Annotated in this window: 10 protein-coding genes, 2 tRNA genes and 1 pseudogene; 2 read left to right on the forward strand and 11 right to left on the reverse strand. The window is 70.1% G+C overall.

Annotation, left to right across the window (positions count from 1 at the left end; translation table 11 throughout):
- Positions 1–134 precede the first annotated feature (134 nt).
- The 3 genes from ABZ027_RS19230 to leuS all read right to left on the reverse strand — a co-directional run bounded on the left by ABZ027_RS19230 (position 135) and on the right by leuS (position 4,883).
- Entirely contained in the window at positions 135–980 is an 846-nt protein-coding gene (locus ABZ027_RS19230) for a DegV family protein (RefSeq protein WP_356769756.1), read from the reverse strand.
- A 71-nt stretch (positions 981–1,051) separates the two neighbouring features.
- Complete coding sequence (locus ABZ027_RS19235) at positions 1,052–1,792, reverse strand: hypothetical protein (RefSeq protein WP_356769758.1); 741 nt, start codon at positions 1,790–1,792, stop codon at positions 1,052–1,054.
- Positions 1,793–1,946: 154 nt separating this feature from the next.
- A complete protein-coding gene (leuS, locus tag ABZ027_RS19240; RefSeq protein ID WP_356769760.1) occupies positions 1,947–4,883 on the reverse strand; it encodes a leucine--tRNA ligase in 2,937 nt (978 codons plus the stop codon).
- Between the two features lie 451 nt (positions 4,884–5,334).
- On the opposite strand from leuS, the gene ABZ027_RS19245 reads away from it, so the two are divergent.
- Together ABZ027_RS19245 and ABZ027_RS19250 are read left to right on the forward strand one after the other, a co-directional pair.
- The gene (locus ABZ027_RS19245) at positions 5,335–6,633 is read left to right on the forward strand and encodes a cytochrome b/b6 domain-containing protein (RefSeq protein WP_356769762.1); all 1,299 of its coding nucleotides are present in this window, start codon (positions 5,335–5,337) and stop codon (positions 6,631–6,633) included.
- Entirely contained in the window at positions 6,630–8,243 is a 1,614-nt protein-coding gene (locus ABZ027_RS19250) for an NADH-ubiquinone oxidoreductase-F iron-sulfur binding region domain-containing protein (RefSeq protein ID WP_356769764.1), read from the forward strand. Before ABZ027_RS19245 ends, ABZ027_RS19250 begins: the two co-directional genes overlap by 4 nt.
- 168 nt (positions 8,244–8,411) lie before the next feature.
- Here the strand turns inward: ABZ027_RS19250 and ABZ027_RS19255 are convergent.
- The 8 genes and pseudogenes from ABZ027_RS19255 to ABZ027_RS19290 all read right to left on the reverse strand — a co-directional run bounded on the left by ABZ027_RS19255 (position 8,412) and on the right by ABZ027_RS19290 (position 13,215).
- A tRNA-Ala gene (locus ABZ027_RS19255) sits at positions 8,412–8,484 on the reverse strand.
- A 132-nt stretch (positions 8,485–8,616) separates the two neighbouring features.
- Entirely contained in the window at positions 8,617–8,850 is a 234-nt protein-coding gene (locus ABZ027_RS19260; RefSeq protein ID WP_053750770.1) for a hypothetical protein, read from the reverse strand.
- Positions 8,851–8,853: 3 nt separating this feature from the next.
- The gene (locus tag ABZ027_RS19265) at positions 8,854–9,027 is read right to left on the reverse strand and encodes a hypothetical protein (protein ID WP_356769766.1); all 174 of its coding nucleotides are present in this window, start codon (positions 9,025–9,027) and stop codon (positions 8,854–8,856) included.
- A gap of 69 nt (positions 9,028–9,096) precedes the next feature.
- Positions 9,097–9,858 (reverse strand): annotated as a pseudogene (locus ABZ027_RS19270) (MFS transporter); the annotation flags it as partial.
- 136 nt (positions 9,859–9,994) lie between these two features.
- A tRNA-Ala gene (locus tag ABZ027_RS19275) sits at positions 9,995–10,067 on the reverse strand.
- Between the two features lie 142 nt (positions 10,068–10,209).
- Positions 10,210–10,884, reverse strand: coding sequence for a histidine phosphatase family protein (locus ABZ027_RS19280; protein WP_356769768.1), 675 nt, complete (start codon positions 10,882–10,884; stop codon positions 10,210–10,212).
- On the reverse strand, positions 10,881–11,324 hold the full coding sequence (gene rsfS, locus ABZ027_RS19285; protein WP_356769770.1) for a ribosome silencing factor: 444 nt from the start codon (positions 11,322–11,324) through the stop codon (positions 10,881–10,883). Before rsfS ends, ABZ027_RS19280 begins: the two co-directional genes overlap by 4 nt.
- 112 nt (positions 11,325–11,436) lie before the next feature.
- Positions 11,437–13,215 (reverse strand): LytR C-terminal domain-containing protein, encoded by a 1,779-nt coding sequence (locus ABZ027_RS19290; protein WP_356769772.1) that lies wholly within the window; start codon positions 13,213–13,215, stop codon positions 11,437–11,439.
- Positions 13,216–13,225: the final 10 nt, after the last annotated feature.

Below are 13,225 nucleotides of genomic sequence, written 5' to 3' on the forward strand. Positions count from 1 at the left end.
CGACCCCCTCGGCACGCAGTGGCCAACGCCCACGCCCCCGCACCGGCGCCCACACCACGCCCACGACACGCACTCAGCCACACCGCCGGACACGCCGCCCCGGCGCACAGCCCCCGCCCCCAGGAGGCCCCGTCTCAACGCGGTGAGACCACAACCCCCAGCAATCCGGGCCCCGTGTGCGCCCCGATCACCGCCCCCACCTCGCTCACATGCAGGTCGGCGAGGTCCGGCAGCCGCGCCCGCAACCGGTCCGCGAGCGCGGTCGCCCGGTCCGGGGCGGCGAGATGGTGGACGGCGATGTCGACCTGCGCGCTGCCCGCCCGGTCGGCCGCGATCTCCTCCAGCCGGGCGATGGCCTTCGACGCCGTCCGCACCTTCTCCAAGGGCTCGATCCGGCCACCGCGCAGCTGCAGCAACGGCTTCACCGCGAGCGCGGATCCGAAGAGGGCCTGCGCGGCACCGATCCGACCGCCGCGGCGCAGAAAGTCGAGGGTGTCGACGTAGAAGTACGCGGATGTGCCCGCGGCCCGTTTCTCCGCCGCGGTGACGGCCTCGTCCACCGTGCCACCGGACTCCGCCGCCTCGGCCGCGGCGAGCGCGCAGAACCCGAGGGCCATGGCGACCATGCCGGTGTCCACCACCCGCACCGGCACCGGCGCTTCGCGCGCCGCGACCACCGCCGCGTCGTGTGTGCCGGAGAGTTCGGCGGACAGGTGGAGGGAGACGATGCCGGTGGCGCCGGACTCGGCGACCTTGCGGTAGGTCTCGGCGAACACCTGGGGGCTGGGCCGCGACGTGGTGACGGGCCGTCGCTTCTGGAGGGCCTGGGCCAGGGAGCGGGTCGAGATCTCGGTGCCCTCTTCGAGAGCCTGGTCACCGAGGACCACGGTCAGGGGGACCGCGGTGATGCCGTGCCGCTCCATCGTCCGTTGCGGCAGGTAGGCCGTTGAATCGGTGACGATCGCGACATGGCGGGACATGAGCTGGAGGTTACCTGCCGTAGCGCGCACGCGGCAGCCCGGCCCCTCTCACCTGGGCATCCGTGTCCGGATCAAGTCGTGCTCTCGGGGCGGGCCTTCTTCTGCCAGGGGTAGGTGGGCCGCGGGCCCGGCGGGGTGATCGCGGGCCGATCCGGCTCCTCGGCGGCGCGGGCGCGGGAAGTCTCGGGCCAGGTCTGCTGGGTCGAGGCGCCCTCTGCCCTCTGAGCCTCGGGCCACGGGGGCGACGGTGTGGTGGCTGTGGGTTCCGTGGTCGTCCAGTGCCGCAGCGCGCCGGCCTCCACGTCGATCTGCGTGCTCAGCGAGTCCAGGTCGTCGTCGGCGAAACGGTGGGCGCGGTCGCGGGTGGCCCAGCGCAGTGAGTCCGCCGACTTGATGATGCGCTCGGTGCGATCGCGCAGCCCGGGCAGCCGTGCGGCGAGCGTGGTCCGGTCGGGCTCGGACTCCAGGCGCCTGAGTTCGCGGTCCAGTTCGTGTCCGTGCACGCTGAGCCGCTCGAAGAGCCCGAGGGACTCCTTGAGTGATTCGTCCTCGAGCACTCCCGCGCCCAGCGCCTCCTGCGTGGCACGCATCGACGTGCGCAGCTTCAGCCGCAGCTGGGCGATCTCGCCCGCCGGGCCGATCTGCGTGAAGGACTTGGCGCGCAGTGTGTGGTCCTCGACCGTGCGGCGGGCCTGCGTGATGGTGCGGTCCACTCCGCGCTTGGCGGCACCGACCACCTTGACGGTGGCATAGACGCCGAGCACCACGAAGAGCACGAAGAGCAGGGCGATTACTGCGATCACTGCGTCCACAAGCTCCTCCTCGACCGGCCTCGGCGCACTCCGCGCCTCTCCTCAACGGTAAACGCAACAGGCAGGCCCGGAGTTCCAGAAAAACCCCGAACCTGCCCGTAGGGGACGACCCCTATGCGTACGCTCCCGGCACTCCGGCCCAGCCGACGACCGCCTACGCCGGGACGATGTTCACCAGCTTCGGCGCCCGCACGATCACCTTGCGGATCCCCGCCCCGTCCAGCGCCGCGATGACCTTGTCGTCGGCCAGCGCGATCTTCTCCAGCTCGTCGTCGGAGATGGACGGCGAGACCTCCAGGCGGGCCTTGACCTTGCCCTTGACCTGGACCACGCAGGTCACGGTCTCGTCCACGACGTACGCCGGGTCGGCGACCGGGAAGTCCCGGTGCACGACCGAGTCGGTGTGGCCCAGCTTGCGCCACAGCTCCTCGGCGATGTGCGGGGCCAGCGGCGCGACCAGCAGCACCAGCGGCTCGGCCACGGACCGCGGCACCGCCCCGCCCGCCCGTCGCCCACCACCGCCCTCAACCGAGGGGCCTGCGGCCCCGCCGCCTCCATATGCCTTGGTCAGGTGGTTGTTCAGCTCGGTGACCTTGGCGATGGCGGTGTTGAACCGCAGGCCCTCCAGGTCCTGGCGCACCCCGTCGATCGCCTTGTGCAGGGCACGCAGGGTGGCCTCGTCGGCCTCGGCGTCCACGACGGTCAGCTCACCGGTCGCCTCGTCGACGATGTTGCGCCACAGCCGCTGCAGCAGCCGGAACTGGCCCACCACCGCGCGCGTGTCCCACGGCCGGGACACGTCCAGCGGGCCCATCGCCATCTCGTACAGACGCAGGGTGTCGGCGCCGTACTCGTCGCAGATCTCGTCCGGAGTGACCGCGTTCTTCAGGGACTTGCCCATCTTGCCCAGCAGCCGGGAGACCTTCTCGCCCTGGTAGTAGTAGGCGCCGTCGCGCTCCTCCACCTCGGCGGCCGGCACCGCGATGCCACGGCTGTCACGGTAGACGAAGGCCTGGATCATGCCCTGGTTGAACAGCTTGTGGAACGGCTCCACGGAGGAGACGTGCCCCAGGTCGAACAGGACCTTGGACCAGAAGCGCGCGTAAAGCAGGTGCAGCACGGCGTGCTCGGCGCCGCCGACGTACAGGTCCACACCGCCGTGCGGCTGACCCTCGCGCGGCCCCATCCAGTACTGCTCGATCTCCGGGTCGACCAGCTTCCGGTCGTTGTGCGGGTCCAGGTAGCGCAGCTCGTACCAGCAGGAACCGGCCCAGTTGGGCATGGTGTTGGTCTCGCGACGGTATGCGCGCGGGCCCCGTCCGTCGCCCAGGTCCAGGGTCACCTCGACCCAGTCCTCGTTGCGGGACAGCGGGGTCTCGGGCTGGGTGTCGGCGTCGTCCGGGTCGAAGGTGCGCGGCGAGTAGTCCTCGACCTCCGGCAGCTCCAGCGGCAGCATCGACTCGGGCAGCGAGTGGGCGATGCCCTCCTCGTCGTAGACGATCGGGAAGGGCTCGCCCCAGTAGCGCTGCCGGCTGAACAGCCAGTCACGCAGCCGGAAGTTGACGGTGCCCTCGCCGATGCCCTTGCGCTCCAGCCACTCGGTGATGCGCGCCTTGGCGTCGGCGACGCCCAGGCCGTCCAGCGAGATCTCGGCGTTGGAGGAGTTGATGATCTCCGCGTCGTGCGCCGAGCAGGCCTGCTCCCAGGTCGACGTGTCGGTGCCCCGGCCGTCGGTCGGTTCGACGATGCAGGGGATCGGCAGCTCGAAGGCGCGGGCGAACTCGAAGTCGCGCTGGTCACCCGCCGGGACGGCCATGATCGCGCCGGTGCCGTAACCCATCAGCACGTAGTCGGCGATGAAGACGGGGATCCGGTCGCCGTTGACCGGGTTGGTCGCGTACGCGCCGATGAAGACACCGGTCTTGTCCTTGGCCTCGGCCTGCCGCTCGACGTCGGACTTCGAGGCGGCCTGCGCGCGGTACGCGGAGACGGCCTCGGCCGGGCTCGCGTGACCGCCGGTCCACACCTCGTGGGTGCCCTCGGGCCAGGCGTCCGGGGTGAACTTCTCGACCAGCGGGTGCTCCGGGGCAAGCACCATGTAGCTCGCGCCGAACAGGGTGTCCGGGCGGGTGGTGAAGACCGTGATGCGCTCGCCGTCGATCGGGAAGTCGACACGGGCGCCCTCGGAGCGGCCGATCCAGTTGCGCTGCTGCAGCTTGATGGCCTCGGGCCAGTCCAGCGCCTCCAGGTCGTCCAGCAGCCGGTCGGCGTACGCGGTGATCCGCATGTTCCACTGGCGCAGCTTGGCCTTGAAGACCGGGTAGTTGCCGCGCTCGGAGCGGCCGTCGGCGGTGACCTCCTCGTTGGCCAGTACGGTGCCCAGGCCGGGGCACCAGTTGACCGGCGCGTCGGAGGCGTAGGCCAGGCGGTACTCGCCCAGGACGTCGGCGCGCTCGGCGGCGCTCAGCTCGCTCCACGCGCGCGTGTGCCCCGGTACGGGACGCTCACCGGACTCGAAGAGGGCGATCAGCTCGGAGATCGGGCGGGCCCGGCCCGCCTCGTCGTCGTACCAGGAGTTGAAGATCTGTACGAAGATCCACTGGGTCCACTTGTAGTAGTCCGGGTCGATCGTGGCGAACGACCGGCGCTTGTCGTGGCCCAGGCCCAGCCGGCGCAGCTGGGACTTCATGTTCTCGATGTTGGCCTCGGTGGACACGCGCGGATGCGTGCCGGTCTGCACGGCGTACTGCTCGGCGGGCAGGCCGAAGGCGTCGAAGCCCAGGGTGTGCAGGACGTTGTGGCCGGTCATGCGCTGGAAGCGCGCGAAGACGTCGGTGGCGATGTAGCCCAGGGGGTGCCCGACGTGCAGGCCCGCACCGGACGGATACGGGAACATGTCCATGACGAACTTCTTGGGCCTGGCGGCCAGCGCGGCGTCCCCGGCCAGGTCACCCGTCGGGTTCGGCGCCCCGTAGGTGCCCTCGGCGTCCCAGAAGTCCTGCCAGCGTGCCTCGATGTCGGCCGCCATGGCAGCCGTGTAGCGGTGCGGCGCGGCCACCTCGGCGGCGACAGCGGGGTTCGTCTCGCTCATGATCCTCAAAGCTCCATCGATCGTCTCTGCCGGCGGCTGCGACATCCAAGAAACGAAAAATCCCCTCGCACAGGAGGGGACGCCGCGCCGATGCCGACCACGGTCTCTCACCGGCGGTCGGGACTGATCAGCGCGGCCCGCTAAGCAGAAGGCGTACGGCACGCATGCGGTTAGGGTACCGCAGCCCTTGAGCAGGACGCGACGCGCTTACGTATGCCTTATGGGCACCGACTGCTGCCCCCGCGGACCACACCGGGCACGACCGGTCACACTGGACCACAACTGAATCACAGTCAGAAGTTACTTCGCGTAACAGCCACAAAGGGACGGCACAACGGCCACATCGTCATTTGATAACAACGCAATAACTCAAACCTCGTACCGATCGGTATGGCGCCACTTAAAGTGCGGCAGCGGGACCGCTTTCCCGAAACTGCTCGGAGTTGCCCCCATGAACCCTCGTCGTAGTAACAGCTCGCTTCCCCAGTCCGGCCGGTCGGCCTATGGGGTGGCGTCGGCTGTCGCCCTGCTCCTCATACCCGTAGTCGTGCTGGTCGGAGGTGAACGGGTCCGCGACTTCCTCAACTTCGGCGCGGGCGTACTGTCCCTCGTATCGCTCAGCTGTTCGGTGATCTGGGGCCTGGTCGCCCAGGACCGGATCTTCCTGCACACGCGCCAGCGGATCATCGGACAGGCGGTCCACCGGACGACCGCGGTCGCCTCGATCGCGTTCCTGCTGCTGCACATCACCACGAAGATCGCGCTCGATCACACCCAGCTGATCGCCGCCATCATCCCGTTCTCGCTCGGCGTCACCGGAGTCGAGGGACTGATCGGTCTCGGCTCGGTGGCCGGCCTGCTCATGATCTTCGTGGGCATCACCGGCGTCCTGCGCAGCAGGTTCGCCTCGCCCGCCCCGGTGGCGGCCCGCTGGCGGGCCATGCACATGCTGGCCTACCCGGCCTGGTGCGCGGCGCTGGTCCACGGCCTGTACGCGGGCCGCGCCGCCAAGCCGATCTTTGTGATCCTCTACGGCCTCTCGGTCCTCGGTGTCACCGCGGCACTCGCCCTGCGCGCGGCTCCGCGCCCGTTCAAGCGCAGGATCGCCGACCAGATCGGCGCGATCATGGGGACCGAGGAGCGGCCGGGCCGCGACGAGCTGGACGCGAGCCGGGCCCGGAGGGCGGCGGAGTCCACCGGGACCCTGTCGGGAGGCTCGTTGCCCGGCTACGAGAACGCGCGTGGGGCCCGCTCCCAGACCCGCGCGAACCCCGCGTACGAGGCCCCCGCCGCCCCGGAGCCCGCGAACGGCTTCGCCGCCGCCTACCGCGCCGTCTCCACGCCCCGGAACGCGGGTCAGCAGTTCGCGGCCGACCAGACCGCGCGCATGGACCTGCCGATGGACATGCAGCCCACCGAGGCGATCCCGCGGACGGACGCCAACGGCAGTACGTCGGGCAGCTGGCCCATCCCGTCCCCGCCGCCGGTCGGCGAGGCGCCCCCGTCGGCCTACGACCCGCTGAACGACACGGGATACAACATCCCGGCCTATGGCAATCCGGGCGCATCCGGTTATGGGTCGAGTGATGTGTACGACACCACTGAGACAAACAACCTCTACGGCGCGTACTACCCGGACGACACGTACAACCACAGCGGTCCCGCCGAACCATCGCCCGGTGCTGGCCAAAACTTTGACGCACCGGGTTCGGGCGAACCTTGGAACATGCCTTCCGGAGGCTATAGGTGAACGAGGCCCTGCCCGACGTCCCAGAAGTCCGCGTGGTCGGCCTTCCCCAGCTCACGTCTGGCTTCGACCTTGTCGAGCGACTCGATCTGCCCATGCACCTGAAGGTGCACGGCCCGCTCGAACCGATGGGCGGGGAGAAGCTCGCGCAGCTCTCCGAGCGCATCAACCTGAAGGGCCGCGGCGGCGCGGGCTTCCCCTTCCACAAGAAGCTGCGCTCGGTGGCCGACGCGGCGATCAAGCGCGGCGTACGGCCGGTCGTCGTCGTCAACGGCAGCGAGGACGAGCCGGCCTGCCGCAAGGACACGGTGCTGATCAACCGTGCCCCGCACCTCATCCTGGACGGCGCGCTGCTGGTCGCGGAGGCGTTGGGTGCCCGCACGCTCGTGGTGGGGGTCACCCGCGAATCGACCCAGCGCTCCATGGAGGCCGCGCTCGCCGAACGCGGCCTCAGCAACAGCCGCAGATCGGCGCTGCGCGCGAGCGTGCAGCGCAATCCGGTACGCATGGTCACCGGCGCCGCCGCGTCGCTGATCCGCTCCATCGACGGCGGCCCGGCGATCCCGCCCGGCCGCAAGGTCAGCGCCTCGCAGAACGGCGTCGGCGGCGCGCCCACCCTGCTGTCGAACGCGGAGACGTTCGCCCAGCTCGCGATCGGCGCCCGCATCGGCCCCGAGCGCTACGGCAACACCGGTCTGTACGACGAGCCCGGCACCGTCATGCTCACGGTGTCCGGCGCGGTCGCCCGCCCCATGGTGATCGAGGTCCCCACCGGTGTGCCGCTGCGCTACGTGCTTCAGCTCGCCGGTGCCCCGCCGGTTCCGCAGGGCGTGCTGACCGGCGGTTACCACGGAAAGTGGATCGACTCGGCGACGGTGAACGAGGCGATCGTCTCCCGCAACTCCCTGGACGCGGTGGGCGGTGCGCTCGGCGCAGGCGCGATCCTGCCGATCAGTCAGGAGACCTGTCCGCTCGGCGAGTCGCTGCGGGTCGCGCAGTGGCTGGCCGAGGAGAGCGCGGGCCAGTGCGGCCCCTGCTACCTCGGTCTGCCGGCCGCCGCGCGCGGCATGGAGGACATCATCAACGGTGGCGGTCCGGCCGCCCTGGAGGCTCTCAAGCAGGTCGCCAAGAACGTGAAGCGGCGCGGCGCCTGTTCGCACCCGGACGGTTCCGCGATGTTCCTGGAGTCGACCATCAAGGCGTTTACGGACGACCTGGCCGCCCACGTCCTCGGAAACGGCTGCGGACGGCCCGTTGAGGGCGTTCTGCCGCTCTTCGAGGGCGGCAAGATGCCTACGGGCATCCCGGGCGGCGGCGAGGCCGAGGAGAACGGTCCCAGCCGCCAGAAGATCTACGTCGACTGGACGCTGTGCCGGGGCCACGGCCTGTGCGCGGACATCCTCCCCGAGGTCTTCGAACTCGGCGCCGACGGCTTCCCGACGGTCGCGCAGGCCCAAGTACCGCGCTACGCCGAGGCGAAGGCGCTCCGAGCGGTCCGCCGCTGCCCCGCCCTCGCCCTGCGCATCGAGGAGGACAACCGCGCCCAGGGCGGGACCCGCAACAACCTGCCGGTGCTCTCCCAGGGCCGCGGCCGCCGGGCCCTGGGGCGCTGAGCTCAAGGACACGGAGCGCAGAAACCCAGAGCGTGAAAAAGGGCCGCCTCCAAAGAGGCGGCCCTTCAACTTCGGCCGTCCGGTGCGGGCTTGCTCGGCACATCCCCGCGAAAACGAGGAGGGCGACCTGTTCCGCGTTGTCCGCGGAGTAGGTCGCCCTCTCACTTGTGGAGCTAAGGAGAATTGAACTCCTGACCTCCTGCATGCCATGCAGGCGCTCTACCAACTGAGCTATAGCCCCTCGTGGTCACGCGGTGAAGCCGCATATTGACCGCGCCGCCCGGTTTCCCTGGCGACGACGCCAACATTACCGGCCCACCGGGTGAGCACCAAATCGTTTCCGTTCTGTCCTGTTTCTGCGGCTGATGTCCGCTTACGCGGTGACGAACGAATAGAACCGTTTGAGCGTGCAGTGCTCTTCGAGGAGCCGGCCGTAGATCGGCTCCCCCTCCAGTTCACGGTACGTCTCGATCGGGTCGCCTTTTATGATCAGCGCCCGCGCGCATTCCTCGCACCAGTACTGGTACTCCGGGTTGACCGGTTCCATGTCCCGGACAATCGGCGTACCACTGCCGCACCAGTCGCACTTTCGCCTGTGTGCACCCATCGATCAGCTCCAGCTGTGGCCGCAGGCCGTGCACACGTAGGAAACTCCCCCGTTGTCGCCGAGGACCTGTGCCACATGAACGGAACCGCAGGAAGGGCAGCTGAGACGGATGACCGTGTCCTGTGTCGCCGCTGCATCAAGGAGGTGGCCGACCTCCTTGACGATGCTCGCAGGCATCACTGCTCCCTCCCGTAGGGCCGCGCTCCCTTCCGGCCGTTTGATTCTGCCACGGCCGGGCCAATACGGTCAGCGACGCCTCAGTACCAGTCCGGACACGGCCCCCACCGCGGCCGTCCCGGCCAGCGCGAACACGCACGTTGAAAGCGCCTCCGCAGAGGTATACGCCCCGGAGGCCGCGAGTGACTCAAGCCGGTTCAAGAACAGTGTGCCGAAGACCGCGACTCCGGTCAGTTGGCCGAGTGGTGTGACGGTCGCGAGCAGACCGCTGGCGTCCGCCGCGTTCTCGGGTGCCACCGTCGCGAGAGCGCGGGTGAGCGTCGGGCTGAAGGCGAGCGCGAGCCCGGCCCCCACGCCGGCGTACGCGACGTACAGCAGCGCGCCGCCGTCGCCGCCGCCCCTCAGGTCGAGGCCCACGACCACGACGGCCAGCGCGGGGCGATCAGCGGGGCTCCGCCGCGCCGGGCCAGCCGTGACTCGTACACGCAGCACAGCCCGAACAGCAGTGCGCCCGTCGCCGGCGACAGCCAGGACCACAGCGGCCAGTCCTGTTCCTGCCCGAGCACCAGCGGCACTGTGAAAAGTGACACGGCCGCCGACCAGCAGCAGGGCGAGACCCACCGGCACGTTCACGAGGAACACCGGCCGCCAGCCGGTGCCGAACAGGTCCACGCCGACCAGGACTCCGCCGACGACCTGCCCGGCGGCGGCGCCGACGGCGAGGACCGCCGCATTGGCGCCGAGCGCCCTGGCCCTGGCCTCGCCGGTGAAGTGACACTGGATCAGGCTGAGCACCTGCGGGATCATCACCGCCGACCCGGCACCCTGCACCCGGCACCGGCCGGAAGACGATCAGTTGAGGGAGCGGTGTGAGTGGCGGGTCGCCGCCTGGCATGAAAAAACCCGCCCCCTGAGGGGCGGGATCTTCATCAACTGATCTTTGACAACTCAACAGAGTGTCGATCTGTGGAGCTAAGGAGAATTGAACTCCTGACCTCCTGCATGCCATGCAGGCGCTCTACCAACTGAGCTATAGCCCCTTGCGGCCACGCGGCGGAGCCGCATGGTGTCTCGCCCCGCTCGGCGGGGCGAACAAGAAGAACTTTAGCCTGCGACCTGCCGGAAAGTGAAATCCGGGTTCCCGGGCCCGTGAGGGCCCCGTGCCGGGGACCGACGGGCCGCTCAGTCGTCGTCGCCGAGCACCGGCTCCGGGAGGGTGCCGGCGTTGTGTTCGAGGAGACGCCAGCCGCGAACGCCCTCGCCGAGGACGGACCAGCAGCAGTTGGAGAGTCCGCCGAGGCTCTCCCAGTGGTGGGTCTCCAGGCCGAGGAGACGTCCGATCGTGGTGCGGATCGTGCCGCCGTGGCTGACCACGACCAGCGTGCCGTTCTCGGGCAGCTTCTCGGCGTGCCGCAGCACGACGGGGGCGGCCCGGTCGGCGACCTCGGACTCCAGTTCGCCCCCGCCGCGGCGCACCGCCTCACCGCGCTTCCACCCGGCGTACTCGTCGCCGTACCGGGCGATGATCTCCTCGTGCGTCAGGCCCTGCCAGACGCCCGCGTAGGTCTCGCGCAGGCCCTCGTCGTGGGTCACGTCCAGCCCGGTGAGCTCGGCGAGCTGGGCGGCCGTGTGCGCGGCCCGCCGGAGGTCGGAGGCGACGATCGCGTCGGGCCTGAGGGAGGCGAGCAGCCGGGCGGCGCGGCGGGCCTGGCCGAGGCCGGTCTCGGTGAGCTCGACGTCCGTGGTGCCCTGGAAGCGGCGCTCCACGTTCCACGAGGTCTGGCCGTGCCGCCAGAGGATGACGCGGCGGCCCCGGCCCGGCTTGCGTCCCGCGTCGGCGACCGAGGACGCGCTCACCGCTGGTCTCCGAAGTCGGCGCCGTCCTCCTCGGCCTGCAGCTTGGCGTGTTCCTCGGCCTTGCCGCGGGTGGCCGTGGCGTCGGCGGGCAGTTCGATCTCGGGGCAGTCCTTCCACAGCCGTTCCAGGGCGTAGAAGACCCGCTCCTCGCTGTGCTGGACGTGCACGACGATGTCGATGTAGTCGAGCAGGATCCAGCGGGCCTCGCGATCGCCCTCCCGGCGCACCGGCTTGGCGCCGAGCTCCTTCTGCAGCCGTTCCTCGATCTCGTCGACGATGGACTTGACCTGGCGGTCGTTGGGTGCGGAGGCCAGCAGGAAGGCGTCCGTGATCGACAGCACGTCGCTGACGTCGTAGGCGATCACATCGTGGGCGAGCTTGTCGGCGGCCGCCTGGGCGGCGGTGGTGATGAGTTCAAGGGAGCGGTCAGTCGCGGTCACTACAAGGCTTTCGGTCGGCGGTCGATTGACCCCAAGGGTCTCACGGCCGGACGAGGGCACCCCACGTGATGGCCGCCGCACGTGGGGTACCGCCCATAGTCAGTGGCCCGCGCTAGGAGGACGTCGGCTTGTAGTCCTGGCCGAGGACCACGGCGACGTCGCCCGAGGAGACCGTGCCCTTACCGACGGAGCCGGCGGGCAGACCCAGGGTCTTGGCGACCTCGACGGCGTTCTCCTTGTCGGCGGCGTCGGCGTAGACGACCTTGGACGTGGCCTGGGTGGCGGAGGCCTTGCCGCCGCCCAGGAAGGTGAACCCGCCGTTGAGGAGGACGACGCGGGCCTTCTCGGTGTTGTCGGTGACGCCGGTGGCGTTCTGGACGAAGACACTGACGGCCGCGTCCTTGTCCGGGCTCTTCGCGGTGCCGCCGAGGACGTCCTTGACCACGCTCGCGCTCGCGTCGGCGTTCAGGGTGCCGTCGTTCTGGACGGGCATCAGGGTCGTCCGGTAGTCGCCGCCCTTGGCGAGGTCGGCGAGCTTGGCGAGGAAGGTGCCGAGGTCACTGTCCGTCAGCGGCGGGTCGAGGATCTGCGCGAGCGTCTGCACGGTGGTGGTCGCGGCGGTGGGGTCGGAGGAGAGCTTGCGCAGCACCCCCTGCATGACCTGACCGAACCGCTCCAGCTGGGCGTCCTGGGCCTCTCCGGGGGCGCGGTAGGTGGCGTAGGCGACGGCCGCCTTTCCGCTGAGCGTCTGGGCCTTGCCCTTGCTCACCAGGGGTGCCTCGCCCTTGTTCTTGGCCTTCGGGTCGCGCACCTCGGCGTTGGTGTCCACGTCGATGTTCCCGACCAGGTCGACGAGGTTCTGCAGGTAGGGGGTGTCCAGACGCCAGGAGCCCTGGATGTCCGTGCCGAGGACGGTGTCGAGGGCGTCGCGGGTACCGGAGGAGCCGTCGTCGTCGACCGACTTCGCGAGGGTGGTCGTGGTGCCGTCGTCGTCCGTCACGACGAGGGAGTTGGGCAGCAGGACGGTGGTGCCCCGTTTGGTGGTGGTGTTGTCGACGAGCAGGACCGTGGAGGTGCCGCCCTTCGCCGTGTTGTGCAGATGTACGACGATCACGTCGCGTTTCTGGGCGCCGGCGGCCGTAGCGGTGCCGGCCTTGCTGTCGGACGACGACGAGAGTCCGGGCAGCTTCCCGGCGTATCCGAGGTAGCCGACGCCACCGACGGCGGCCAGCCCCAGGACCACGACGAGGGCGATGAGACGACTGCGGGCGCGGCGCTTGGCCTCCTCACGGCGCTCGGTGCGGTTCTCGGTGAAGTTCAGCCAGTCGATGACGTCCTCGGAGTCGCCGTCGGGCTCCTCGACGAACGCGAACTGCTCGGTGTGGTAGTTGCCTTCGTCCCCGTCGGCGGATGCCCGGTCGGGGCCGGCGCGACGGTCGCCGTCGGCTCCGGCGCGCTGGTCGGGCCCGGGAGCCACCGGTTCCTGGGTGGGGCCGGCCTGCTGCGGGATGTAGGCGGTCTGTTCGGCGACTCGGGGCTGCTGCCCGGAGGTGGCGCTCTGGCCGTAGGGGTCGTACGAGGGCGCCTGGCCGCCGCCGTGCTGGGTACCGGTGGCGTAGGGGTCGTAGGGCGGCATGGGCGCCTGTAGGCCGGTGCCGTAGGGGTCGTACCCCGGGGCCTGCTGCCCGCCGTTGGCGTACGGGTCGTATCCGTAGCCCTGTTGCGCGTACGGGTCGTACGGCTGCCGGGCGTCCTGCTGGGACTGCTGCGGAGCCTGTGCGGGCCGGCCCTGGTGGGGCTGGGCCTGTTGGTACACGGGTTGGCCGTACTCGTCGTAGCCGACGAGCTGGTACTGGTCGTCCCCGTACCCCGCGTCGTATCGGTCGTTCACCGGTGCCCCT

The sequence above is a fragment of the Streptomyces sp. NPDC006332 genome (genome assembly GCF_040612855.1).
Taxonomy (GTDB): Bacteria; Actinomycetota; Actinomycetes; order Streptomycetales; family Streptomycetaceae; genus Streptomyces.